This is a genomic window from Haloferax sp. AS1, assembly GCF_014530665.1.
Classification (GTDB): domain Archaea; phylum Halobacteriota; class Halobacteria; order Halobacteriales; family Haloferacaceae; genus Haloferax; species Haloferax volcanii.
In genome coordinates this window covers 79,969-103,219 of record NZ_SPSA01000002.1, presented here as the reverse complement: position 1 = coordinate 103,219, position 23,251 = coordinate 79,969, and the positions used below count along the sequence as shown (strand labels likewise).

Sequence of the window (23,251 nt, the reverse complement as noted above, 5' to 3'; positions counted from 1 at the left end):
AGCGTCGAGACGACGAGCCAGCCGATTAGTGACCGGCCGCCGACCCGGCGTCGGCGAGCCTGAACTGCCCGAACCGACCCACGAGGACGACCGCTCCGGCGATGACGGTGAGCGCGCCGAGCAGGAACGGAACCGTCGCGCCGTACTGCGGTCCGAGGTAGCCCGCGGTGATGGGCGCGAACGCGCCGCCGACGAATCGGAGGCTGTTGAACGCGCCCGAGGCGACCGACCGGCCGTGCGAGGAGATGCCCATCGCCAGCGTGGTCAGGTTCGCGTTCAGGACGCCGCAGAAGAGTCCGCCGACGACGACGAGCGCGGCGAGCGCTGCGGTGTCGCCGTTCGAGAGCCACATCAGACACAGCGTCGCCGCGAAGGCGACGAGCGCGCCGACGGTGACTTCGGGCGTCCCGAACAGCCCGTTCAGCCGCGAGGAGAGGACGGCGGAGCCGACGACGACAAACAGGCCCCAGCCGAAGAACACGAGGCCGATTTGGAACGCGCCGAGGCCGAGGACGAGCGGCGTGTACGCGAGGAGCGTGAAGAAGCCGAAGGTGTAGAGCAGTCCGACGGCGGCGTTCGTGAGCACGCCCGGGTGTCGGTACGTTCCGAGCACATCGCGGAGTCCCTGTCTATGCTCTGCTTCCGGTTCGTCGACCGTGAGGACGACGAGGGCGAACGCGACGACCATCAGGGCGCTCGCGCCCGCGAAGGGCATCCGCCACGACTGCGCTCCCAGCACGCCGCCGAGGAGCGGGCCGCAGGCGATACCGAAGCCGAGGGCGGCCTCGTAGAGCGTAATCGCGCCTCTGGTGTTCGCGGCCACGCCGACGATGATGGCGAGCGCGGTCGTGGTGAAAAGCGCGTTCCCCAGCCCCCAGAAGCCGCGGAGCACCGCGAGCGATTCGATGGTGGAGACGAGGGCGCACGCCCCCGCGAAGACGGCGACGGTGGCGAGACCCAAGAGGAGCGTCCGCTTGCTCCCGATTCGCGTGGCGAGCGCGCCCGCAATCAGGTTCGCAAGCCCCATGACGAGCAGATAGCTCGTGAACAGGAGTTCGACCATGAAGTGCGAGGCCCCCAGTTCGCGGGCGATGCCCGGAAGAATCGGGTCGACGACGCCGATGCCGAGAAAGGAGACGAACGTTGCGAGTGCCGTTGCGAGAACGGCCGGGTGGAAATCACGAAGACCCATGTCGTGTCGGAACGTCAGCCGACGGATTAATCTATCGACTATATTATACGTGTGTGTCTCTCGTACCGTGGTATCCCAGTCACAAACGCTGCGGCAACACTCTCCGGGAGAAGAACCACAGCAGTCGATAGAGACGATTTCTGACACGTATGCGCTCTCGGTCGAATCGAAAAAAGCGACGACCACACCAGCACCGACCGCACCAGCACCGACGCGTCCGGGAGTCGGCGCAGGTAATCGTCGTTTCGGACGGTCGCCAAGGGCCACGGGCGAACACCTTCGAAACCGGGACGCCACCGCCGTCAGTCCCAGCCGGTGACACGCGCGTAACCACCTGACATCGCCGTCAGCGAGCGTTTAACATCCGATAGGCGCTACACGTTGTCGTCGGAGCACCCATCGACTCCACCACCACACTCACACATGTCTCAACAGAAATCCGACTACGTAGACGACGCTGACATCGACGCCGACCTCGACCAGCTTCCCGACGACGAGACCGTCGAAGCGACCGTCGAGAACCTCGAAGCGAGCGGGTTCGACGTCGTCGTCGTCGACACGGCCGACGAGGCGCTCGAAGCCGTGCAGTCGCACATCCCCGCCGGCGTCTCCGTGATGAACGGCCACTCGACCACCCTCGAAGAAATCGGGTTCGACGACTACCTCAGCGAGGGCGACCACGAGTGGGAGAGCCTGCCGGACCAGATTTGGGGCATCGACGACGACGCGGAGCGACAGGCCGCCCGCCGCGACTCCCAGACCGCCGACTACTTCCTCGGCGGCATCAACGCCATCGCCCAAACCGGCGAACTCGTCGCCGCGGACCTCTCGGGGAGCCGCATCGGTGCGTACCCCTTCGCCGCCAGCAACGTCGTCATCGTCAGCGGTATCAACAAAATCGTCCCGACGCTCGACGACGCGCTCGACCGCCTCGAATCCGTCGCGTACCCGCTCGAAAACGAGCGCGCGAAGGAGGCCTACGGCGTCGAATCGATGATTGCGAAACAGCTCATCTTCCGGCAGGAAGTCGAGGAGGGCCGCACCACCGTCGTCCTCATCCGCGAGCAACTGGGCTACTAAGTCCGACTCGCCGTTCCCTCGACACGTTCCCACGCTCCTCCGGGGAGCTTCCTGCGCCCGGGCAATCCATCACCATCACCACCACCACACCGGGCACCCCACCACAATTCCCCCGGAATCCACCGTTTTGCGGTCCCGCATCGTGAGCCGCGTCTGTCGCCGGCGAAACGCCGGCTCGAACTGAATAGTTCTCGTTGCTCTGTTGAAATCATTAGACTTTGACAGAATCCGTGTGACACAGACAGAGGGTGAGTTCAGCAACATTTCTCCGAGTCGTTGTGCTGACCGGTCAGAGTTCAACACAAAGACCGTCCGAACGCTTATTTGTAGACGTCGACTCAATTCTGGTAGAGATGGCCAGCACGACTCGTGACAACCGTAACGGCGGCGTCGAGTTCATCCACGAGGATGATGGCCGAGTCACCGCAAAGGACATCGAGACGGGTGTCGCTTCCTTCGGCGACGACCGCGCGGAGGCACTGCGAATGCTCGCTGACGCACTCGATGCCTACCACGGAAAGGGCGAGCCTGTCGATGAAGACGAGCTGGCCGCCGAACTCGGTCTCGACGAAGACGAAATCGGAAGCGAAGGCCGTCCGCCGTGGGACAGGTAACGTGGGCCGGACGACGTTTACAGGCCGAGAAGTCGCGAAGGTGCTGATGAAATTCGGTTACGAGCCGAAGTCACGGACGGGGAGTCATCTCACGCTGGAGTACGTCAACCCCGACACTGGCGAGGTTCGACGACCGACTGTTCCACTTCACGGCGAGATTCCTCGTGGCACACTCGGGAGTATCGCGGAGCAGTGCGGTGCAGACGATTTCCACTCGTTCTGTGAGTGGATTGACGACCACTGTTAGGATTCGCTGTGTAGGCTGTGGTGTTGCTGGCGGAAATCGGACACTGAATGGGCTTTCATGTCAAATATCTATATCTGGGCAGACTGAGAAGTATGCCCACTAATAATGCTCAGCGAAACCGAACACCGAGCGCGCCTTGAGAGATTCTCCTCAGCTAGAGAGTCCGGATTCAGAGCCCTGAAGCGAGCGTCCGAAGAAGGCCGTGTTCCGGTGTCTGGTTTCAACTGGTTACATCTCCAAGGGAGAGACCTCGGGACGATTGAACTGCTGCTTGGAAACATCCAAGCTGCACGTCAGTGGTTCGCTGAGGGGGCGTTGGCAGAGGCTATGATGTGTCATCTCGTCCTTCAGAACCAAGACATGGTTGAGAGGGATTACTGGTCAAACCTCCCAATCAGTGCCGAACACGCGCTCCGAGACGCGCTACTCTCGGCTGACCCACGAGTTGTCGGTGCCGCTGTCGACGAGATACTCGAACTCGACGAGTCGTCCCTCGACGACTCTCCCGATATGACGACCCGGTATTACCACCTCACTGGCCTTGCTCACTTGTTGCGCGAGGACACAGCCCAAGCTCGAACCGCGCTCGCAAGCCTCCGTGACTCGGTGGAGAAAGACGACCAGTACCTTGGAACCTACTTCGCCCAAGCGTTCGCCGATGCCCTCGAAGGGTTCCTTGACCACGACGAACAACTCGTTCAGCAGGCACTCGATTCGCTCACAGCCTATCACGAGGATGTTCGAGGCGGTGGCGACGGAACGACAGAACTCCTCGACCACTACACGAGTGCGTTCCTTTTACTCGTCCGCCACCGAGGGATGAACGTTCACATCGACAGCGAGTACGTGCCAGCGGCAGTCTACGACATCGAATGGGGGTCAGTCGAACTCCCCGAGGATACACCAGACGCCTTGCGAGACCTGTACGAGAATGCCGAACCAATAGCGTAGCAACGGGCGAGAGTCGTCAGGTTTGTAATTGTGTTATGTAGGGTTTCGGCGTGGTCACTCCAAGCCGCTGTGACCGATTCGCGCGCTGTATTCAGCACGGCCTCAACAAACTATCGTGACTAAGGATTTCAACAGAGCTGTTCTCGTGAGTGTTACGGCCGCGAATATATCGAACCGTAGAAATGTTCTTGGGACTGGAGCCGAATCGTGGGGTATGTCCGAATCCGCACACCTGCTCGACACGTTCGACGAAGAAGACTGCACCTACTGCGACGGCGACCTCGTGACGGGAAGCTACAAAGACAACGACGCCATCGTCTGCGACGACTGCGGCACGCCCGCAGTCCAACTCTGGTAAGTCCTCGAACGAGGTCGAGCGAGTCGGCCGCCGGCGTCAGCGGTGGCGAAGACGGACGACTCAGTCGCCGGTGACGATGTCGGCGACGCGTTGCCGGTCGAATAGCTGTTCGTCCTCGGGAATCTCGGGGTACGCGCCGCCTGCGTACTCCGGCCACGCGCCGAACTGGTCGGGATAGAGCTGTTTCGCCGTCATCTCGGTCTGGAACAGGTTCATAATCGGCCCCTGCACCGGGGTTCCCGAGGGGTAGACGCGGTCGTTTCGGACCGCGCTGAGTTCGCTCCCGACGGGGTGGTCTTCGAGGGTCTGGCGAATCGACGCCACGTCGTAGTATGAGTCGATACCGTAGCTGTGGAGCAGCACGTCGGGGTCGATTTCGAGCATCGCCTCGAAGTCGTAGGAGGTCTCGAACGTCACGTCGCCGGCCGCGAACGCGTCGGTGACGCCGAGCGGGCGGATGTGTGAGGTCGCGAAGCCGGGTGCGTCGATTTTCGTCGGATAGAACGCCTCGTCCATGTAGATGACGACCCCGACGCTCGGTCGCTCCGACTCGGGCGGGAGGTTCGACTGAATCGTGTCGAGGAGGTCGCTGTGGACCGCTTCGAGCGCCGCGTAGCGGTCTTCCTCCCGGAACACCTGCCCGACGTTCTCGACGATTTCCCAGAGCGTGTAGTACTGGTAGTCGTCGGCGTACGGCTCTGGCGGCCGGGCGTGGGTACGGCTGTAAGCGTTACCGAACCACGGCGCGACCTGCTCGCGAATCTCCTCGACGTCCGACTGGTCCCAGCCGTCGAAGCTGGCCACGAGCGCCGGGTCGACGAGGTGGAGGTCGGAGTCGAGTTCGTAGACGAGTTCCTTGTCGATGTTGACGCTCCCCGACCCCGAGTTGAGCTGCGCGAGGTCGCTCCGGTCGAACGAGACGCCGTCGAGGCGCTCGTAGTAGGCGTCGAGCGTCCGGCCGCCGGCGTCGCTGTCGAAGCCGAGAGAGTTCACCGCGTCGCCGTGGCCGAAGGCGACCGCGGCGTCGGCGTAGACGAGGTTGTACACCATCACATTCTCCGGGACCGACTCGAACGTCACGTCGCCGGCCGGCGACATCGACACCGTGTAGCCGGCGGCGTCGCCGTCGGCGGCCGTCTCCGCGTCGGTCGCGGCCGTCGTCGCGGCCGTCTCGGTCGCATCCGTCGACGACTCCGCGTCGTTCTGTCCGGCACAGCCGGCTAACAGACCGCCCGCGAGCAGCGCGCCGCCGCCCTTGAGGCACGCGCGGCGCGTGGGCGTCGCCCGGTCGGTGAGGTCCTGATCCATGCGTTTGGGCAATCCTAAACGGATAAATCCGTTTCGGAATTTCGGCGTGCCTAAATCGGTACGTCTATATGTATTAGGTCGCCCTAAAAGCACGATGACAGACAGCGACGGACCAACGCGCAGGAAGTTCTTGACCTACGGCGGTTCGGTCGCCGCCGGCGGATTGCTCGCCGGCTGTACCGGTTCGTCCGAGTCGGACGCGACGGCGACGGACGCGGCCGCGACGGATACCACCGCGACCGCCGACGCGACGGCGACGAGCGCGGCGACCGCGGAGTCGACGGCCGACGGCAGTTCGTACACGGTGTCGATGGCCCCGATGGGCGACGTGACGTTCGAGGGCGTCCCCGAGAGCATCTTCACGCGGCTGACCCACCACGCGGGGATGGCGTTCGCGCTCGGCCACGGCGACGCCGTCAACGCGATGCACGCCCCCGACTACTACGACGCGCTGTGGAACCAGTTCACGCCGCGTCTCCCCGGCGTCGAACTCGACTGGACCGGCCTGTACTCGTCGTGGGAGCCGTCGAAAGAGCGGCTCTACGAACTCGACAGCGACGTGCATCTGGCCGACCCCGCCAGCGTCTCCGCGCTCGGCAGTTGGAGTCAGGCCGACCTCGACGAAATCGAGGAGAACATCAGTCCGTGGTTCGGCAACAGCTTCAGCGCGCGGCACCAAGCGCCGCCGACCGAGTGGGCCGACGCCTACGAGTACTACGGCCTCTGGGAGATATTCGCCAAGGTCGCACAGGTGCTCCAAGCGGAGGCGAAGTACGAGGCGCTCGCGGGGGTCCACGAGGAGCTTCTTGCGACGATTGCGGCGGACATCCCCGCGGAGGCCGACCGGCCGACTGCCGTGCTTCTCGGCCCGAGCGACCTCGAATCAATCTACGCCTACAACCTGAGCACGCCCGGATTCCTGACCGCCCACACCCGCCCGCTGAAGCCGGTCAGCGCGTTCGGCGACGACGTCGAGTCCGGGTCGACCGTCGACTTCGAAACGCTCCTCGAAGCCGACCCCGACGTGATTCTCACGCTCGGCGGGATGCACCCGGACACGAGCATGTCCGACATCCGCGCGGGCCTCCGCGACGACCCCGTCGGAGCCGAGATTTCGGCCGTGAAGAACGAGCGCGTCTACGCGCAGGCCGGCCGCTATCAGGGACCGATACTCAATCTGTTCCAGTTGGAGATGACCGCCAAGCAGCTCTACCCCGACCGCTTCGGCGCGTGGCCCCAGTACAGCGACGGGCCGTACCCCGAGATTCCCGAAGACGAGCGGTTGTTCGACCGACAGCGCGTCGCCGACGTCATCAACGGGAATCACTGAGTCGGAGGCGGCCGGCAGTGACCGCGGTCGCCGCAATCTCGGCGCGCTCGCTCAGCCGGAGAGCCCGGCGTCATCGATGGCCGCGCGAATCGCGCCGAACCGGACGAGGTCGGCCGCGGTCTCCAGTTCGCCGTCGAGGCGGCGGTCCTCGTCGAGCGGCGGAACCACGGACCGAATCGCGTCGCGGACGGCCCCCGTACCGGTCCCGAGTTCGAGGCCCTCGTCGAGGAACTCGGCGGCTTGCGACCCACAGAGGAGTTCGACGCCGACGATGGTCGCGGCGTTCTCAGCGACCGTGCGGGCGTTGAGGGCGCTCTGCCCGCTCATGCTCACGTGGTCTTCCTGCCCGCCGCTGACGGGCGTCGAGTCGATGGAGGGGCGACCGAGCGACCGACACTCGTTGAGGAGCGCCGCGGCGGTGTACTGCGCAATCATGTAGCCGGAGCGGAGCCCGCTGCGTTCGGTCAGGAACGGCGGGAGGTACGACTCCTGTACGTCCGGGTTGAGCATCCGGTCGGTCCGGCGCTCGGAGATGGCCGCGAGTTCGGTCAGCGCGCCGGCGGCGTAGTCGAGGCGGAGCGCCAGCGGTTCGCCGTGGAAGTTGCCGGCGGAGACGACGGCGGCCACGTCGGTGCCGGGCGCGCGCTCGTCCACCGCGCCCGCCGGGAAGACGAGCGGGTTGTCGGTGACGCTGTTGAGTTCGACCTCGACGGCCTCGCGGAGGTGCGAGACGGCGTCTCTGACCGCGCCGTGGACCTGCGGGAGACAGCGAATCGAGTAGGCGTCCTGCACGCGCTCGCAGTCCTTGTGCGATTCGAGGACGGTCGAGCCGGCGGTGAGGCGGCGAATCGCGGCCGCGCTCTCTTGCTGGCCGGGGTGGGGACGAACCTCGTGGATGGCGGGGTCGCAGTTCGCCGTGGTTCCCATCGTGACTTCGGTCGCGAGCGCGCCCGCGGCGTCGGCGGCCTCGATTGTTCGCTCGGCGTCGACGACGAACAGCGCGGCGAGGCCGACCGTCAGTTGCGTCCCGTTGATGAGCGCGAGGCCCTCCTTGGAGGCGAGCGTCACCGGCTCCAGACCGACCGCTCGCAGGGCTTCGTCGCCCGGCAGTCGCTCGCCGCCGACGCGGGCTTCGCCCTCGCCGATGAGGACGAGCGCCATGTGCGCGAGGGGCGCGAGGTCGCCGCTCGCGCCGAGGCTCCCGCGGGAACGGACGACCGGCTGGACGCCCTCGTTGAGCATCGAGACGAGCAGGTCGACCACCGAGGGTCGGATGCCCGAAAAGCCCTTGGCGAGCGTGTTAGCCCGGCTGACCATCATCGACCGGACCTCCTCGCGGGTGAGTTCGCGGCCCGCGCCGGCGGCGTGGCTCCGGACGAGATTCGTCTGGAGGCGCTCGATGTCCTCGCGGTCGATGTGCGTCTCCACGAGGTGGCCGAAGCCGGTGTTGACGCCGTACACCGGTTCGCCGGAGTCGAGGACGGATTCGACGCGCTCGCGCGACTCGCGCATCCGCTCGCGCGACTCGGCGGCGAGTTCGACCGGGGCGTCGTGGCGGGAAACGGCCGCCACGTCTTCCGGCGTCAGCGACGCGCCGTCGAGGACGACCGAATCGGGGAGTCGTGCGCGGTCACTCACGGGCGACCACCCCCGATTTCAGCACGGTCGAAACGGGGTTCGTGTCGAACCGATACGAGAGATGTGACGCGGTCGGCACGTCGAGGACGACGGCGTCGGCCGGGGCTCCGGCTCGGAGCGTGCCCGTGCCGTCGTCTCGGTCGAGCGCGCCCGCGGCGGCGCTCGTGACGCCCCGAATCGCCTCGTGGGGCGTCATTCGCATCCCGACGCTGGCGAGAGTGGCGACGAAACTCATGCTTCGAGCGAAGCAGTTCGGGTTGAAATCGGTGGCGAGCGCGACCTCGTGGCCCGCGTCGAGGAAGGCGCGGGCGTCGGCGTAGTCGGCTCCGAGACCGAACGCCGTGCCCGGGAGCAGCACGGGCGTGACGCCGGCGTCGACGAGCGTGTCTCGGCCCTCGTCGTCGGTGTGGAGTAGGTGGTCCGCGCTGGCCGCGCCGACCGAGGCCGCCACGTCGGTGCCGCCGATGGCGGCGAACTCGTCGGCGTGAATCTTCGGCGTGAGGCCGTGGTCGCGGCCCGCGTCCAGAATCCGACGGGACTGCTCGGCGGTGAACACGCCGCGCTCGCAGAATACGTCGCAGAACTCGGCGATACCCTGCGCTGCGACTGCCGGGAGTTGGTCGGAGACGACCGACTCGGTGTACTCCTCGGCGTCCGCGCCGCGCGGAACGGCGTGCGCGCCCATGAACGTCGGAATCACGTCCACCGGGTGGTCCGAGTCGGCCGCGTCGATGGCCGAGAGCATCCGCAGTTCGGTCTCGGTGTCGAGGCCGTAGCCGGTCTTCACCTCGACCGTCGTCGTCCCGTGGGCGAGCATCGCGTCGAGGTGGTCGGCGAGGGTCGTCGCCAACTCGTCGTCGGAGGCCTCGCGGACCGCGTCGACGGTGCGGAGGATGCCGCCGCCGTCGGCGAGAATGTCCTCGTAGGTCGCTCCCTGCAACTTCGCCACGAACTCGTCGGAGCGGTCGCCCGCAAAGAGCGCGTGGGTGTGCGGGTCGACGAAGCCCGGGAGAACCGTCTTGTCGGTCGCGTCGATGGCCGTCTCGGCGTCTTCGACCGGGTAGTCCGCGAGCACTTCGGCCGTGGGACCGACGGCGACGACTTCGCCGTCGAGCGCGGCGAACGCGGCGTCTTCGAGGACGACGACGCCGGTTCCCTCGTCTGGGCCGACGACCAGTTCGGCCGCGTCGTGGACGACCGTGAGGCCGGCCGTGGAGCCTGCGTCACTCACGAGACACCACCCCCGCGAGGAAGTGGGCGACCGCGCGGGCGGCCGCGCTGACGGTTCGGCCGTCCTCGTCGTCCAGCGGCGGCGCGCACTCCACGACCTCGAAGCCGACGACGCGGGGGTCGGCCGCGACGCGGCGGAGCATCGAGAACAGTTCGCGGGTGGTGACGCCGCCGGGGGTCGGCGCGCTCGCGCCCGGCGCGGCCGTCTGGTCCAGCACGTCCACGTCGAGGCTGACGAAGACGCGGTCGCAGGCGGCCAGCGCATCGAGGGCGAAGTCGGCCGTCTCGACGGGGCCGCGGCCGACCTCGTCGGCGGTGAGGATGGTCCCGCCCGACTCGCGCAGGAAGTCGGCGTAGGCCGTCGAGGTCTCGAAGTGGCGCGCGCCGACCACGGCGAGGCGGTCGAGTCCGGCGTCGAACAGTTGGCGGTAGGGCGTCCCGCTCGTCGGGCCGTCGGCGGGGTCGCGGCAGTCGAGGTGGGCGTCGAAGCTCACGACGCCGACCGAGTCGTCGCCGCCGAGAAGCGGCGTGACGTTCCCGACCGTCAGGGAGTTGTCGCCGCCGAGGAACACCGGGAGCGCGCCGCGCTCGTAGACGGCCGCGACCTCGTCAGTGACGACGGTCTGTACGTCAGCGACGTGGTTCTCGGGGTCGTCCCCGTCGTTGTACGCCTCGATTGGGAGGTCACCGAGGTCGGCGACGCCGGCGACCCGCCCCTCGTCGAAGTGGTGGGTCTTGACGCCGGCGAGGGCGCGCCGAATCGCGGCCGGGCCCTCGCGGGCACCGCGCCGACCGATGACGGCCCCGTCGTACGGTTCGCCCACGAGGACGGCGCGGAAGTCGCCCGCGTCCTCGATTTCGGTCGGGGAGACGACGTGGCCGAACTGCTCGTCGTTCGGGTCCGACGACGGTCCCTCCCACGCGAGCGGGTCGGTTCGGGTCATTCGTCACCTCGGCCGGCGGATTCGCCGGTCTCGGTCGCGTGGCCGCCGTCTTCGGCCGCGTCGTGGTCCCGCATCGGAATGCGGACGTTCGACCGGGTCGCCTCGTCCAGCGCGTCCTCGTAGCCGGCGTCGGCGTGGCGGATGACGCCCATGCCGGGGTCGGTCGTGAAGACGGCGCGGGCCTTCTTCGCCGCGAGGTCCGAGCCGTCGAGGACGACGTGGTTGTTCGCGTGGAGCGAGTTACCGATGCCGACGCCGCCGCCGTCGTGGACGCTCACGATGTCCGCGCCCGCGGCGGTGTTGAGGAGCGCGTTCAGGATGGGCCAGTCGGCGACCGCGTCGGTGCCGTCGCGCATCGCCTCGGTCTCGCGGTACGGGCTGGCGACCGACCCGGCGTCGAGGTGGTCGCGGGTGACGACGACCGGCGCGGACACCTCGCCCGACGCGACGAGGTCGTTGATTTTCAGGGCGAATCGGGCGCGCTCCGTGAGCCCCTCGTCGTCGGTGGCGTAGCCGAGCCAGCAGACGCGCGAGGGGAGCCCCTGAAACGACACCTGCTCCTGTGCGAGGTCTATCCAGCGCATGAGCGACTCGTGGTCGGGGAACAGTTCCCGAATCGCCTCGTCGGTGCGGTGGATGTCGGCGGGGTCGCCGGAGAGCGCGGCCCACCGGAACGGCCCGCGCCCGCGGCAGAACATCGGACGGATGTACGCCGGGACGAAGCCGGGGAAGTCGAAGGCGGTCGTCATCCCGCGGTGGTCTTGGACCTGCCCGCGGATGTTGTTGCCGTACTCGAAGGCGATTGCGCCCGCGTCCTGCAAGTCGAGGATGGCCTGGACGTGGCGCTCCATCGTGTCGAGGCTGGCGTCGACGTAGGCTTCGGGGTCGTCCTCGCGGAGCCGGTCGGCTTCCTCGACGGTGTAGCCGCTCGGATAGTAGCCTTCGAGTTCGTCGTGGGCGCTGGTCTGGTCGGTGACCACGTCCGGAATCTCGTCGCGCGCGAGCAGTGCTTCCAGCATGTCGGCGGCGTTCATCTGGACGCCGACGCTGTAAGGTTCGCCCGCGTCGATGGCCGCGTTGGCGTTTTCGAGCGCCTCGTCCAGCGAGTCAGCGAACTCCATCAGGTAGTCCGTCTCGACCCGGCGCTCGATGCGGTCGGCCTGCACCTCGGCGGCGATACAGACCCCGCGGTTCATCGTCACCGCGAGGGGCTGTGCGCCGCTCATACCGCCGAGACCGCCGGTCACGACGAGCTTCCCCCGGAGGTCGGCGTCGTAGTGCTGGCGGGCGAGTTCGGCCAGCGTCTCGTAGGTTCCCTGAATGATGCCCTGCGTGCCGATGTACGCCCACGACCCGGCGGTCATCTGGCCGTACATGATTTTGCCCTCGGCCTCCAGTTCGTGGAAGTGCTCCCAGTCGTCCCAGCGGCCGACGAGGTTGGAGTTGGCGATGAGGACGCGCGGGGCGCGCTCGTGGGTCGGGAACGTCCCGACCGGCTTGCCCGACTGGACGAGGAGCGTCTCGTCGTCGTCGAGGTCGCGGAGTTCGGTGAGAATCGCGTCGTAGGCGTCCCACGAGCGGGCGGCACGGCCGGTCCCGCCGTAAACGACGAGGTCCTCGGGGCGCTCGGCCACCTCGGGGTCGAGGTTGTTGTTGAGCATCCGGAGCGCCGCCTCCTGTCGCCACCCCTTGCACTCGATGTCCGTCCCGGTGGGCGCGCCCTGATACGCGCGCCACTCGTCGCTCGGGTCACCGAGTCGGTCCCGGCGCGCCGACGATTGCTGGTCGTGCATACCACAGAGTTCGGGCGCGACACGGGTAGCAATTCACCCACCGTGCGGTGTGGTATTTATATATTATCGCCGGACCAACGGTCCGCGTATGTACGAGGCGAGCCTCCGAATCAGAGACGACAGCGCCTACGCGGCGGCGACGGCGGGCAACGCCGCGAGCGTCGAACTGTGGTGCAACGAGCACTGCGACATGCTCCACGTCAGCGGCGAGGCCGGCAGCGACGTGCTCGACCGCGTCCGCGACACCGTCGGCGTGGCGGCGTCGGTCGAGCGCGGCGACGAGTTGGTCGTCGTCACCGCCGACTGCCTCCGCGACCACGAGATAGACCACATCGAGGGCTACGTGCGGAAACACGGCCTCCTCCTCGTGCCGCCGCTTCGCTACCGCGGCGGGGCCAAAGTGTGCCGTCTGCTCGCCGTCTCGGCCGACGACCTGACGGCGTGCTTCCGCGACCTCGTGGACAGCGGCTTCGACGTGAGCGTCGAGTCCAAACGCGCGGTGTCGTTCGCCAGCGGGAGCGGCCCGCTTTTGGCCCCCGCCGACGCGATGCCCGCGCTCACCGGCCGCCAGCGCGAGGCGCTCCGACTGGCCCACGCCGGCGGCTACTACGACCTCCCGCGCGGTATCGAGACGGCGACCATCGCCGACGAGATGGGCGTCTCCCGGCGCACCGCCGAGGAACACCTGCGCCGGGCGGAGCGGAAAGTGATGGACTCGGTCGCGCAGTACGTGCTGTAAGCTCAGTCGCCGTCGGGCGCGGCTTTCAGCTCCAGCGTGTAGCCGAACGGGTCGGTGACGTACACCGCGGGCGCGACGCCCGTCGCACCGAGGGGTTCGAGTTGGCGGTCGATTTCGACGCCCGCCGCTTCGAGGAGGTCGCGGAGTTCGTCGATATCGTGGGCGAACTCGATAGCGACGTGGTCGAAGGCGGTTTCAGCCGGCGGTTCGAAGTTCTCGGCCGGTCGGAGGTGGATGACGCTCGCCGGAGTGAGCCGGACGGAGAAGAAGGGTTTTTCGCCCGACTCGAACAGGTCGCGGTTCTCGATGTCGAAGCCGAGCGCGTCGCGGTAGAACCCGACCGCGGCGTCGAGGCCGTCGGCGGGGATTCGGAGGTTCACGTGGTCGATTGCCGTCGCGTCCATGCCCGCACCGTCGCGGCCGCCGGAGGTAAAAATTTGTGCGGCGGCCATCGGGGTCAGAGGGCCTAAACCGGAGTGGAATAAACCGAGCTGTGTTTAAAACTGTGAAATTTCTAGAAATTATAGAATTTGTAAAAATTGTATTGCTTGAGATTATTTGTGGCCGCATCTGAATGTCGAATATCCGATTAGAAGTTTTTGAATAAACTATATATTGTTTACTTGTCGGTCGAGCTCTCGGAGGAACCGCGACGCCGACAACCGGAACCAGCGTTCCGCAATCGTAACCCATTGGTAGCAGGTCGGTGTACCGAAGGTGTGAACCAACAGCCGACATCCGACGAGCGCTTGCTTGCGGGCTACCCGGGTCGGATGTTAGTCACCGTGTCGCTGGCGTGGGCGGTCCTCCAGACGGGTCGGTTTCTCTTGTCGCCGCTGCTGCCGACGATTATCGAGGAGTTACAGATAACGGAGGCGACCGCCGGCATCGCGCTGGCGCTGTTTCAGGGCGTCTACGCCGTCACCCAGTACCCCGGCGGCGAGTACTCCGACCGGTGGACGCGGGCGACGCTCATCGTCCCCGGACTGGCCATCCTCGTCCTCGGCTTCCTCACGTTCGGTCTCGCCGGCGGCCTCGCGGGCTTCGTCGCCGCAGCGGTTATCACGGGACTCGGGAAGGGGCTGTTCGCCATCCCCTCGCGGGCGCTCCTGTCGGACCTGTTCGTCGAACGCCGCGGCCGCGCGCTCGGCCTCTACGCCGCCGGCACCGACCTCGGCGGCCTCGTCTCCTCGGGGCTCGCCATCCTCGCGCTGACGTACGCGACGTGGCGGACGCCGTTCCTGCCGGTCGCCGTCGTCCTCGCGGGGCTCACCGTCCTCTACGCGCTCTGGTCGCGAGACGGCTACGCCGTGGGGTCGCCCGAACTCCACGTCTCGGGGACGCTCAGACGCCTCTTCGCCAGCGCGGAACAGCGCCGGACGCTCCTCGCGTTCGGGCTGTTTTACTTCATGGTCGGCGGCTTCATCAACTTCTTTCCGACCTACCTCATCGAGGCGAAGGGGTTCGACCAGCAGTTGGCGAGCGCGACGTTCGCCATCGTCTTCGCCGTCGGCATCACCATCAAGCCCGTCGCCGGCGGCCTGAGCGACCGGTTCCGACGCGAATCAATCGCCGTCGTCGGGATGCTCGCGGCCGCGGGTGCGCTCGCCGTCCTCTCGGCCGTGGCGGCTCGCCCGTTCATCTACGTCTCCGTCGTCGCGCTCGCGGCCGGCTACAAGACGGAGTTCCCGCTCGCGGACGCCATCATCATGGACAACGCGCCCGACGCCGACCGTGGGGCCGACCTCGGGGCCGCGCGGGCGCTGTTCCTCGGCGCGAACGCGCTGGGGCCGGCCTACGTCGGCATCGTCGCCACCTACGCGAGCTACGTCGCCGCGTTCGCGGGACTCGCGGTCTGTCTCGTCGTCGCCGCCGGGCTGCTCTACTGGGACGCGCGCAAGCGGTGAGCGGTCGTTCGGTGCGTCGAGTGCTTCGGGTGCGCGGAAGCCGTACAACGTGAGCCGAGTGCCCGCTCAGCCGTCGAGTTTCGCCTTCGTGTAGGCTTTCAGTCCTCCCTGTTCGACGAGCGACTGGAGGAACTCGGGGAGCGCCTCCGCCTCGTAGGTTTCGTCTCGCGTGTGGTTCGTCACGACGCCCGCGTCGAGGTCGACGTGAATCTCGTCGCCGTCCTCGATGGCGTCCGCGCCGGGGCAGATGAGCACCGGCAGGCCGAGGTTGATGGCGTTGCGGAAGAAGATGCGCGCGAACGACTGCGCGACGACCGCCGAGACGCCCGCGCCGACGAGCGACAGCGGCGAGTGCTCCCGCGACGACCCGCTTCCGAAGTTCTCGCCGGCGACGACGAAGTCGCCGGTCTCGACCGACTCGGAGAACTCGGGTCTGAGGTCCTCGAAGGCGTGGCTGGCGAGTTCGTCGGGGTCCGACGAGACGATGAAGCGCGACGGGGTTATCTGGTCGGTGTCGATGTTGTCGCCGAACACCCACGCGCGACCGGGTTCGGCGGGGTCGGGACGGCCGCCGTCCGCGCCGTCGGAGGCTCCCGTCATGGCAGCACCTCCGCGAACACCGTGTCGTCGTAGCGTTTCGTCTCGACCTCGCGGGGGTCGGTGATTTCGCCGTACAGCGCGCTCGCGCCGACGGTCGCCGGACTCGACAGGTAGACCGACGACTCCATCGACCCCTCGCGGCCGGGGAAGTTCCGGTTCGCCGTGGCGAGACAGACGTCGCCGTCGCCGAGGACGCCCTGATGGTAGCCCGCACAGGGGCCGCAGCCGGCGCTCTGGATGACCGCGCCGGCGTCGGTGAGCGTCTGGAAGACGCCCGTCTGGAGCATGTGCTGGTAGACGGCCTTCGAGGCGGGGACGACGACCAGCCGGACGTTCGGGGCGATGGTCTCGCCTTCGAGGATGTCGGCGACGACCTTGATGTCCTCGTACCGGCCGTTCGTGCAGGTGCCGACGAACAGCTGGTCGAGTTCGGTTCCCGCGACCTCGGTCACGTCCACCGCGTTCTCGGGGTTCGACGGCTTCGAGACCTGCGGGGCGAGGGCGGTCGCGTCGTACGTGTGGACCGCCTCGTAGTCGGCGTCCTCGTCGGAGACGAACGCGTCCGCGAGGTCGATTTCGTTCCCGGTCTGGCGTTCGAGGTACGACTCGGTGCGCTCGTCGGGCGCGACGAGGCCCGTCTTGCCGCCCATCTCGATGGCCATGTTCGAGAGGACGAGGCGCTCGTGAATCGGGAGCGACTCGATGGTGCTCCCGGCGTACTCGGCGGCCATGTAGGTACAGCCGTCGAAGCCCACGTCACCGATGAACCGAAGGATGAGGTCCTTCGCGTAGACGCCGTCTCCGAGGTCGCCGTCGACCTCGAAGCGGAGCGTCTTCGGGACGCGGAACCAGAGTTCGCCCGTCGCGAGCGCGGTCCCGAGGTCGGTCGAGCCGACGCCGGTCCCGAACGCGCCGATGCCGCCGTAGGTCGTCGAGTGGGAGTCCGCGCCGATGACGAGGTCGCCGGGGCCGACGAAGCCCTCCTCGACGAGGACGGCGTGGCAGATGCCGTCGCCCACGTCGAACTGGTGTGCGCCGTGTTTCGCCGCGAACTCGCGGACGGCGTTGTGGTTGTTCGCGGCCTGCACCCCGTCTGCGGGGGCGTGGTGGTCGATGGTGAAGACGGTCCGGTCGGGCGCGAACAGCTCGCCGTCGTCGCCCGTCACCTCGTCGAACGTCTGGAACGCGAGCGGCCCGGTGATGTCGTGGGCCATCGCCACGTCCACGTCGGCCTCGACGTAGTCGCCGGCGCGGGCGTCGGTGCCCGATTTCTCCGAGAGCAGTTTCTCCGCGAGGGTCTTGCCGGACATCTCAGTCGCCCTCCCCGTCGGCCGCGACGGTGTCGAGGACGCCCTCGACGGTGCCGCCCGCGAGGACGTGACTCGTCAGGCCGAGGCCCAGTCGGTCGGACACGTCGTGGGCGGCCGCCTCGATGCGGCCGAAGTCGACGCCGTGGCCGACGCCCATGCGGTCGAGCATCTGGACGAGGTCCTCGGTCGGCGTGTTGCCGACGCCGGACATATCGCCTGGGAGGACGACGCCGCCGCCGAGTCCGCAGACCGAGGCGTCGAAGCGGTCGACGCCGACGGCCATCGCGGCCAGCGTGTTGGCGAGGCTCATCCCGTTCGTGTCGTGGAGGTGCAGGCCCATGTCGAGGCCGGGGTGGGCCTCGAACGCAGCCGTGAACCGCTCCGTGATTTCGACCGGGTTGGCGAGGCCCATCGTCGTCGCCAGCGTCACCTCGTCGACGCCGGAGTCGACGACGCTGTCGACGACCGCGAGCGTCTCCGCCGGGTCGATTGCGCCCTCGTAGGGGCAGTAGAAGCTCGTTCCCATCCCGGCTTCGACCTCGATGCCGTGGTCGTGGGCGAGGGCGACGATGTCGTCCATCTCCGCGAGCACCTCCTCGCGGGTGCGGTTCTGGTTTTTGCTCGTGTAGGTCTCGCTCACCGTGACGAGCGCGTTCACCTTATCGACCTCGGCCTCGACGGCGCGCTCCATGCCCCGGAGGTTGGGGACGAGTGCCCGGTAGGTCACGCCGTCGCGGCGGGTGATTCGCGTCGCCACCTCGTCGGCGTCCCGAAGCGTCGGGACGGCCTTCGGGTGGGTGAAAGAGGAGAGCTCGATTTCGTCCACGCCGGTGTCCGAGAGGGTATCGATTATCTCGACTTTCTCGTCGGTCGGGACGAACTCGTCGAGACGCTGGAACCCGTCACGCGGGAGCATCTCGACGACGTGGACGCGCTCGGGGAGCGAGTCGAGGAGGCTCATATCACGTCCTCCGATTCGAGGTCCGAAAGCACCGACTCGTCGTAGCCGAGTCGGTCGCGGTAGACCGCGTCGTTGTGTTCACCGAGCGACGGTCCGAGGTGGTCCACTCGCCCCGGCGTCTCCGAGAACTTCGGGAAGGCGTTCTGGACGACCGCCTCGCCGAGGTCCGGGTCGTCGACCGTCAGGAACGCCTCGCGCGCCGCGTAGTGCTCGTCGTTGAGGATGTCCTCGACGTTGTAGACGGGCGCGAGCGTCGCGTCGGCCGCCTCGAACGCGTCGAGCACCTCCTCGCGGCTGTGGTCGTCCATCCAGTCTTGGATGATGGCGTCGAGTTCGTCGACGTGTTCCAGTCGGTCCTCGTTGGTCTCGAACCGCGGGTCGTCCTTCAGGTCGGGGCGGCCGAGGGCGTCGAAGGTCCGTTCTGCGAGCGGTTGCGCGCTCGCGGAGATGGCGACCCAGCGGTCGTCGCCCGTCCGGTAGACGTTCCGCGGAGCCGACGAGGTCGAGCGGTTGCCCGACCGCGACTCGATTTCACCGAGTTGGTCGTAGCGGAGCGGTTGCGGCCCGAGCAGGCCGAAGATGGGTTCGATGAGGCTCGTGTCGATGTACTGGCCGCCGCCGCCGTGGACGTCGCGGTGGTAGAGCGCGAACATCACCGCGAACGTCGAGAACAGCGCCGCGATGTTGTCTGCGAGGCCGGTCGGCGGGAGCAACGGGGGCGAGTCGGGGAAGCCGTTGAGGTAGGCGAAGCCGGACATGGCCTCCGCGAGCGTCCCGAAGCCGGGGCGCTCGGAATACGGGCCGGTCTGGCCGAAGCCGGACATCCGGAGCATCACGAGGTCGTCGTTGACCTCGGAGAGTCGCTCCCAGCCGACGTTCCAGCGTTCGAGCGTGCCGGGTCGGAAGTTCTCGATGAGGAGGTCGGCCTCGCCCACGAGGTCCTCGAACACCGCCGCGCCCTCGTCGGTGGAGATGTTCAGGGTGATAGACTGCTTGTTCCGCGAGAGATACTTGTGCCAGAGGCCGACGCCGTCTTTCTGTGGACCGAAGCGGCGGATGTGGTCACCGAACGCCGGGTGTTCGATTTTGATGACCGTCGCCCCGAAGTCGGCCATGAAGCGGCCGACGGTCGGGCCGGATATCATCGACCCGGCTTCGAGGACGACGAGGCCGTCGAGTGGTCCGTTCGTGTCGTTCGTCATGTCGTGTGTGTCTTCTCGTTCTGTGTCGCGTGTGGTGGTCGTCTGGTGGTGCGTGTTCGCGTCCGCGTGCCCGGTCGCGGGCGGCCGGTCGTCGGTGTGCCCGGTTCCGCGTGGCCGGTCAGTCCGCGTCGTCGGTGGGGTGGGTCGGTCGGGTCGGTCGAGTCGGTCGAGCCGGTCGGGTGGGGGCTCCGGCCGTCCGACGGGGTCACACCGGCCGGTCGATGTGGGTTCCGTGCCCTTTCGTGCCGACGATGTCGCCGTCGTCGTAGGCGAGTTCGCCCTTCACGACGGTCTGAGTCGGCCAGCCGGTGACTGCTCGGCCCTCGTAGGGGGAGTAGCCGCTGACGCTGTGTAACAGTTCCGGCGCGACCGTCTTCGTCTCGTCGAGGTCGACGACGGCGAGGTCGGCGTCGCTGCCGACCCGGACCGTCCCCTTCTTCGGGTAGAGATTGAACGCCTTCGCCGCGTTGGTACTCGTCACCTCGACGGCGCGTTCGAGCGAGATGCGGCCCTCGTTGACGCCCTCCGAGAGGATGAGCGGGAGCATCACGGGCGTCGAGGGGAACCCGAGCAGGCTGTCGCGGATGCCCTCGCCGAACTTGTTCTCCGCGAGGTTGGCGCAGTGGTCGGTGCCGATAGTCGAGATGGTGCCGTCGGCGAGGCGCTCCCAGAGCGTCTCTTGGTCGGCTTTCGACCGGACCGGCGGGTTCACCTTCATGCGCTCGTCGCACTCCTCGGTGGTGAGCGCGAGGTAGTGGATGCACGTCTCGCCCCACGCCTCGTAGCCCGCGTCGTGGAGCGCGGCGAGCTCGTCGGCCGTCTCCCCGGCGGAGATGTGGACCGCGTAGAAGCGGTCGTCGTAGCCGTGAACCTTGGCGAGCGCGGCCCCGGCGACCATGCTCTGGGTCTCGGCGTAGCCGGGGAACTCCTCGACCATCACCTCGTAGCCCTCGTCCTCGCTGGCGTCGGTGTCGTCGGACTCGGAGGTGACGTAGACGTTGCCGCCGGCGAGCGCGTTCGTGATTTCGACGTTCTCGGAGTGGTAGCCGAGCGTCGTCGGCACGTCCTGTTCGGCGAGTTTCCGCACGAAGGCGTCGCCGAAGTCGTCGTGCATGTCGCAGTCGACGCCGAACTTCTCGCGGGCGGCGTCCTTGTAGTTCATGTACCACTTGAACGTCGTGATGCCGAACTCCTCGATGATGATCGGGATCTCCTCGACGTGTTCCATCGAGAGCAGGCCGAGCGAGAAGAAGTAATCGTGGTAGTAGTTCGGCTCCGCCTCGTCGAAGTAGCCCGGCATGATGTCCTCGTAGGCCCCCGCCCGGCGGAAGTAGTTCCCGATGGTGGTCACGCCGCCGACGAGGTCGGACTTAGACTCGGACTCGGCGTCCGCCTCCAGTCCGCGGTAGATGCCGTGGTGGGTGTGCGGGTCGATCGCGCCCGGGAGCACGTGCTTGCCCGTCGCGTCGATTTCCGTCTCGCCCGAGAGCGTGCCGGGCGCGGCGACGGCGGAGATTGTCTCGCCGTCGGCCGCCACGTCGGCCGCGAAGCTGCCGTGTTCGGGCGTGACGACGGTGCCGTTCGAGATGACGAGGTCGTGGGTCATAGCGTCTCGACCCACTCCTCGACCGACTCGGTCTCCAGCACCTCGGCGTACTTCATCCACAGGTCGAGGAGGCCGATTTTGTGCGACGCCTCGATGCGGTCGAAGATGCACTCCTGCGGCAGGACGACGCTGAAGCCGTTCTGTTTCGCGTCCACCGCGGTGGCCCGGACGCACCCGCTGGTGGAGTTGCCGACGATGATGACCGAGTCGTGGCCGCCGCGGACGAGCCGCGAGAGCAGGTCGGTCCCGTAGAACGCCGACGCGTAGGATTTGTCGACGACGGTGTCGCCCTCCTCGGGCGCGACCGGGTCGACGATGTCGAGGTCGGGGTGGTCGGGGTCGTCGTAGCTCGACGGGACGACCCGCGTGTACGTCACCGGAAGCCCCCGCTCCCGCGCGAAGTCGAGGAACGGGTCGATGTGCTCGATGGCGTCCCACGCGATGTCGCCCATCGCGGTGCGATACTCCTCGACGGCGTCGAGGATGGGGGCGTTCTCGCCGACGATGAGCCGCTGCATGTCGATGACGAGAACCATCGGGTTCTCGCCCATGCCGCGGGACTCCCACGACGAGGCGCCCTCCTTGTCGTAACCAGCCTTCGTGATGACCTGTTTATCCTGTTCGGATAGCAGGTCCTCCCAGATACGGTCTGTCATGACTCGCTTCGCCTGAGATGCGGTGGCATCCAGCATAAAAGTACGGCACGGTCCGCCGGCGTCATGTTACGGGGCGAACACCTCCAGCGTCCGCGCGACCCACTCGCGGTCGACGCCGGCGGGCGCGCGGACGACCGGGAGGTCGACGCCCATCTCGCGGAGTTCGACGAGTCGCCCCCGCACGTCGTCGGGCGTGCCGACCAGCGCCACGAGGTCGAGGAACTCCGCCGAGAGTTCGCGCGCCCCGACCTCGGTCGTCGGCGCGGCGCGGACCGCCTCGACCTCGTCGGCAAAGCCGGCCTGCTCGGCCGCGCGGTCGTAGTAGCCCGGCACGTCCCGCAGGTAGTAGGCGACGTGTTCGGCCGCCGCCCGCCGCGCCTCGTCGGGGTCGTCGTGGACGGCCGTGAGGACGTACATCGCCACGTCCACGTCGCTCGGGTCGCGCCCGGCGCGGGCGGCCCCGGTGTCGAGCCATTCCAGCGCCGCCTCGAACTGCGGTCGGGGATAGAGGTTCGGGAGCCAGCCGTCGGCGACCTGCCCGGTGAGTCGGACGTTCGCCGGGCCGAGCGCGCCGTTGTAGACGGGTATCTCCTCGCGGACGGGTTCGAAGGCGTCCCAGAAGCTCGTGCGCTCGGGCGAGAAGAACTCCCCGTCGAAGGAGTCGGCGTCGCCGCGGAGGTAGCGCCGGACGAGTTCGACGTACTCGTGGAGGCGCGACAGCGGGCGGTCGAAGGGGACGCCGTGGAACGCCTCGACGACGCCGGGGTGGGCGACGCCGAGGCCGAGAATCGCGCGCCCGTCGGAGTGGTCGTCGAGCGTCGCCGCGGCCGCCGCGAGCGCCGCGGGCGTCCGCGAGAACACGTTGACGATGCCGGTCGCGAGGCCGATTTCCTCGGTGTGGACGGCCCAGCGTTCGAGCTTTCCGAAGGCGGTCTTGCCCTGTCCCTCGGCGGCCCACGCCGACTCGTAGCCGAGTTCCTCGGCGCGCACGACGAGCGAGGGGTCGTCGCGAAGCGCGAACAGAACCGCGGTTCGGTCGCTCATTCCTCCGCCGGGGTCGCGGGCGCGTCCGCGTCCGCGACCGGAACGACGCCGTCGACCGCGAGGTCGTTCCAGATGTCGAGGCGCTCGATGAGACCCCGGCGGACGACGTAGATATCGACGTAGCGAACGTCGGAGAACTCCGAACCGTCGTTGGCGACGCCGTAGAGCGACCCGACGCTCACGACGGTGTCACCCGCCTCTAGCCAGCGGTCGAACTCCTTCGCCGCCCACTCGTACCGCGGTTCGAGGTGCGCGAGGAAGTCGTAGGCCGCGGTCGGTCCCTCGAAGGTCGCTCCCGGGAGGGAGATGACGGCGTCCTCGGCGAACAGGTCGCCGACGGTGTTCCTGCGGTCGTCTTCCATGCGGTCGAAGAACTCCTCGACGATGTCTCGTGGCGAGTCCATGCGGTATGGGTGTTCTCGACACACATAGTTTTTCACTCCGGGATTGCTGACCGTCTGCCGTTCCTGACTGTTCGAGTCGGCGCGACGGCAAACGCCGCAGGAGACGAGGGTATTGTTCTCACGCGCGCGACCGAGAA

Annotated in this window: 23 protein-coding genes; 8 read left to right on the top strand and 15 right to left on the bottom strand. The window is 67.5% G+C overall.

The features are described 5' to 3' along the window. Positions 1–25: 25 nt before the first annotated feature. Positions 26–1,192, bottom strand: a complete 1,167-nt coding sequence (locus E4P24_RS15300; protein ID WP_004040912.1) for an MFS transporter — start codon at positions 1,190–1,192, stop codon at positions 26–28. A gap of 423 nt (positions 1,193–1,615) precedes the next feature. Between E4P24_RS15300 and E4P24_RS15295 the strand changes: the two genes are divergently transcribed. From E4P24_RS15295 to E4P24_RS15275, 5 genes are all read left to right on the top strand, one after another. Further along, positions 1,616–2,272 (top strand): lactate utilization protein, encoded by a 657-nt coding sequence (locus E4P24_RS15295; protein WP_008572221.1) that lies wholly within the window; start codon positions 1,616–1,618, stop codon positions 2,270–2,272. Positions 2,273–2,625: 353 nt separating this feature from the next. Beyond that, positions 2,626–2,886 (top strand): hypothetical protein, encoded by a 261-nt coding sequence (locus tag E4P24_RS15290; RefSeq protein ID WP_115862095.1) that lies wholly within the window; start codon positions 2,626–2,628, stop codon positions 2,884–2,886. Position 2,887: 1 nt separating this feature from the next. Next, entirely contained in the window at positions 2,888–3,133 is a 246-nt protein-coding gene (locus tag E4P24_RS15285; RefSeq protein ID WP_115862093.1) for a type II toxin-antitoxin system HicA family toxin, read from the top strand. A 105-nt stretch (positions 3,134–3,238) separates the two neighbouring features. Beyond that, positions 3,239–4,084 carry a hypothetical protein gene (locus tag E4P24_RS15280; protein WP_188148721.1) on the top strand — a complete coding sequence of 282 codons (846 nt, stop codon included), beginning with the start codon at positions 3,239–3,241 and terminating at the stop codon, positions 4,082–4,084. Between the two features lie 214 nt (positions 4,085–4,298). Then, the gene (locus E4P24_RS15275) at positions 4,299–4,442 is read left to right on the top strand and encodes an HVO_A0556 family zinc finger protein (protein ID WP_188148720.1); all 144 of its coding nucleotides are present in this window, start codon (positions 4,299–4,301) and stop codon (positions 4,440–4,442) included. Between the two features lie 60 nt (positions 4,443–4,502). On the opposite strand, the gene E4P24_RS15270 is transcribed toward E4P24_RS15275, so the two are convergent. Then, on the bottom strand, positions 4,503–5,750 hold the full coding sequence (locus E4P24_RS15270; RefSeq protein ID WP_188148719.1) for an ABC transporter substrate-binding protein: 1,248 nt from the start codon (positions 5,748–5,750) through the stop codon (positions 4,503–4,505). Positions 5,751–5,844: 94 nt separating this feature from the next. Here E4P24_RS15270 and E4P24_RS15265 point away from each other — a divergent pair, with 94 nt between their 5' ends. Next, a complete protein-coding gene (locus E4P24_RS15265) occupies positions 5,845–7,080 on the top strand; it encodes an ABC transporter substrate-binding protein (protein ID WP_188148718.1) in 1,236 nt (411 codons plus the stop codon). A 51-nt stretch (positions 7,081–7,131) separates the two neighbouring features. Here the strand turns inward: E4P24_RS15265 and hutH are convergent, their stop codons facing one another. The 4 genes from hutH to hutU are packed head-to-tail and all read right to left on the bottom strand — an operon-like array spanning position 7,132 to position 12,685. Continuing rightward, entirely contained in the window at positions 7,132–8,718 is a 1,587-nt protein-coding gene (gene hutH / locus E4P24_RS15260; RefSeq protein ID WP_115803772.1) for a histidine ammonia-lyase, read from the bottom strand. Continuing rightward, positions 8,711–9,949 (bottom strand): imidazolonepropionase, encoded by a 1,239-nt coding sequence (gene hutI / locus E4P24_RS15255; protein WP_188148717.1) that lies wholly within the window; start codon positions 9,947–9,949, stop codon positions 8,711–8,713. Before hutI ends, hutH begins: the two co-directional genes overlap by 8 nt. After that, positions 9,942–10,892 carry a formimidoylglutamase gene (gene hutG, locus E4P24_RS15250; RefSeq protein WP_188148716.1) on the bottom strand — a complete coding sequence of 317 codons (951 nt, stop codon included), beginning with the start codon at positions 10,890–10,892 and terminating at the stop codon, positions 9,942–9,944. The genes hutI and hutG overlap by 8 nt, the downstream gene beginning before the upstream one ends. Further along, positions 10,889–12,685 carry a urocanate hydratase gene (gene hutU / locus E4P24_RS15245; RefSeq protein WP_115862081.1) on the bottom strand — a complete coding sequence of 599 codons (1,797 nt, stop codon included), beginning with the start codon at positions 12,683–12,685 and terminating at the stop codon, positions 10,889–10,891. Before hutU ends, hutG begins: the two co-directional genes overlap by 4 nt. 88 nt (positions 12,686–12,773) lie before the next feature. Between hutU and E4P24_RS15240 the strand changes: the two genes are divergently transcribed. Beyond that, positions 12,774–13,424: a helix-turn-helix domain-containing protein gene (locus tag E4P24_RS15240; protein WP_004040922.1), complete on the top strand. Its 651-nt coding sequence runs from the start codon at positions 12,774–12,776 to the stop codon at positions 13,422–13,424. A 2-nt stretch (positions 13,425–13,426) separates the two neighbouring features. Here E4P24_RS15240 and E4P24_RS15235 read toward each other — a convergent pair whose 3' ends face one another. Further along, entirely contained in the window at positions 13,427–13,828 is a 402-nt protein-coding gene (locus E4P24_RS15235) for a VOC family protein (RefSeq protein ID WP_188148891.1), read from the bottom strand. A 369-nt stretch (positions 13,829–14,197) separates the two neighbouring features. On the opposite strand from E4P24_RS15235, the gene E4P24_RS15230 reads away from it, so the two are divergent. Further along, positions 14,198–15,331, top strand: a complete 1,134-nt coding sequence (locus E4P24_RS15230; protein ID WP_188148890.1) for an MFS transporter — start codon at positions 14,198–14,200, stop codon at positions 15,329–15,331. Positions 15,332–15,397: 66 nt separating this feature from the next. Here E4P24_RS15230 and E4P24_RS15225 read toward each other — a convergent pair whose 3' ends face one another. The 8 genes from E4P24_RS15225 to E4P24_RS15190 form a co-directional block, all read right to left on the bottom strand. Beyond that, positions 15,398–15,931 (bottom strand): 3-isopropylmalate dehydratase small subunit, encoded by a 534-nt coding sequence (locus E4P24_RS15225; protein WP_188148715.1) that lies wholly within the window; start codon positions 15,929–15,931, stop codon positions 15,398–15,400. Next, positions 15,928–17,241 carry a 3-isopropylmalate dehydratase large subunit gene (locus E4P24_RS15220; RefSeq protein WP_188148714.1) on the bottom strand — a complete coding sequence of 438 codons (1,314 nt, stop codon included), beginning with the start codon at positions 17,239–17,241 and terminating at the stop codon, positions 15,928–15,930. Before E4P24_RS15220 ends, E4P24_RS15225 begins: the two co-directional genes overlap by 4 nt. A gap of 1 nt (position 17,242) precedes the next feature. Beyond that, entirely contained in the window at positions 17,243–18,202 is a 960-nt protein-coding gene (locus tag E4P24_RS15215) for a hydroxymethylglutaryl-CoA lyase (protein WP_006600992.1), read from the bottom strand. After that, positions 18,199–19,404 (bottom strand): CaiB/BaiF CoA-transferase family protein, encoded by a 1,206-nt coding sequence (locus E4P24_RS15210; protein WP_188148713.1) that lies wholly within the window; start codon positions 19,402–19,404, stop codon positions 18,199–18,201. The genes E4P24_RS15215 and E4P24_RS15210 overlap by 4 nt, the downstream gene beginning before the upstream one ends. Before the next feature lie 205 nt (positions 19,405–19,609). Next, a complete protein-coding gene (locus E4P24_RS15205; RefSeq protein WP_188148712.1) occupies positions 19,610–21,010 on the bottom strand; it encodes a dihydroorotase family protein in 1,401 nt (466 codons plus the stop codon). Beyond that, positions 21,007–21,666, bottom strand: a complete 660-nt coding sequence (locus tag E4P24_RS15200; RefSeq protein WP_115862068.1) for an isochorismatase family protein — start codon at positions 21,664–21,666, stop codon at positions 21,007–21,009. Before E4P24_RS15200 ends, E4P24_RS15205 begins: the two co-directional genes overlap by 4 nt. 66 nt (positions 21,667–21,732) lie before the next feature. Further along, on the bottom strand, positions 21,733–22,710 hold the full coding sequence (locus E4P24_RS15195; RefSeq protein WP_188148711.1) for an LLM class flavin-dependent oxidoreductase: 978 nt from the start codon (positions 22,708–22,710) through the stop codon (positions 21,733–21,735). Further along, the gene (locus E4P24_RS15190) at positions 22,707–23,114 is read right to left on the bottom strand and encodes a nuclear transport factor 2 family protein (RefSeq protein WP_188148710.1); all 408 of its coding nucleotides are present in this window, start codon (positions 23,112–23,114) and stop codon (positions 22,707–22,709) included. The genes E4P24_RS15195 and E4P24_RS15190 overlap by 4 nt, the downstream gene beginning before the upstream one ends. Positions 23,115–23,251 lie beyond the last annotated feature (137 nt).

Excerpts from the sequence above, each read along its gene's own strand:
- E4P24_RS15300 (WP_004040912.1), bottom strand. The coding sequence starts at position 1,192 with ATGGGTCTTCGTGATTTCCACCCGGCCGTTCTCGCAACGGCACTCGCA.
- E4P24_RS15295 (WP_008572221.1), top strand. The coding sequence starts at position 1,616 with ATGTCTCAACAGAAATCCGACTACGTAGACGACGCTGACATCGACGCC.
- E4P24_RS15290 (WP_115862095.1), top strand. The coding sequence starts at position 2,626 with ATGGCCAGCACGACTCGTGACAACCGTAACGGCGGCGTCGAGTTCATC.
- E4P24_RS15280 (WP_188148721.1), top strand. The coding sequence starts at position 3,239 with ATGCTCAGCGAAACCGAACACCGAGCGCGCCTTGAGAGATTCTCCTCA.
- E4P24_RS15275 (WP_188148720.1), top strand. The coding sequence starts at position 4,299 with ATGTCCGAATCCGCACACCTGCTCGACACGTTCGACGAAGAAGACTGC.
- E4P24_RS15270 (WP_188148719.1), bottom strand. The coding sequence starts at position 5,750 with ATGGATCAGGACCTCACCGACCGGGCGACGCCCACGCGCCGCGCGTGC.
- E4P24_RS15265 (WP_188148718.1), top strand. The coding sequence starts at position 5,845 with ATGACAGACAGCGACGGACCAACGCGCAGGAAGTTCTTGACCTACGGC.
- hutG (WP_188148716.1), bottom strand. The coding sequence starts at position 10,892 with ATGACCCGAACCGACCCGCTCGCGTGGGAGGGACCGTCGTCGGACCCG.
- hutU (WP_115862081.1), bottom strand. The coding sequence starts at position 12,685 with ATGCACGACCAGCAATCGTCGGCGCGCCGGGACCGACTCGGTGACCCG.
- E4P24_RS15240 (WP_004040922.1), top strand. The coding sequence starts at position 12,774 with ATGTACGAGGCGAGCCTCCGAATCAGAGACGACAGCGCCTACGCGGCG.
- E4P24_RS15235 (WP_188148891.1), bottom strand. The coding sequence starts at position 13,828 with ATGGACGCGACGGCAATCGACCACGTGAACCTCCGAATCCCCGCCGAC.
- E4P24_RS15230 (WP_188148890.1), top strand. The coding sequence starts at position 14,198 with ATGTTAGTCACCGTGTCGCTGGCGTGGGCGGTCCTCCAGACGGGTCGG.
- E4P24_RS15225 (WP_188148715.1), bottom strand. The coding sequence starts at position 15,931 with ATGACGGGAGCCTCCGACGGCGCGGACGGCGGCCGTCCCGACCCCGCC.
- E4P24_RS15220 (WP_188148714.1), bottom strand. The coding sequence starts at position 17,241 with ATGTCCGGCAAGACCCTCGCGGAGAAACTGCTCTCGGAGAAATCGGGC.
- E4P24_RS15215 (WP_006600992.1), bottom strand. The coding sequence starts at position 18,202 with ATGAGCCTCCTCGACTCGCTCCCCGAGCGCGTCCACGTCGTCGAGATG.
- E4P24_RS15210 (WP_188148713.1), bottom strand. The coding sequence starts at position 19,404 with ATGACGAACGACACGAACGGACCACTCGACGGCCTCGTCGTCCTCGAA.
- E4P24_RS15205 (WP_188148712.1), bottom strand. The coding sequence starts at position 21,010 with ATGACCCACGACCTCGTCATCTCGAACGGCACCGTCGTCACGCCCGAA.
- E4P24_RS15200 (WP_115862068.1), bottom strand. The coding sequence starts at position 21,666 with ATGACAGACCGTATCTGGGAGGACCTGCTATCCGAACAGGATAAACAG.
- E4P24_RS15195 (WP_188148711.1), bottom strand. The coding sequence starts at position 22,710 with ATGAGCGACCGAACCGCGGTTCTGTTCGCGCTTCGCGACGACCCCTCG.
- E4P24_RS15190 (WP_188148710.1), bottom strand. The coding sequence starts at position 23,114 with ATGGACTCGCCACGAGACATCGTCGAGGAGTTCTTCGACCGCATGGAA.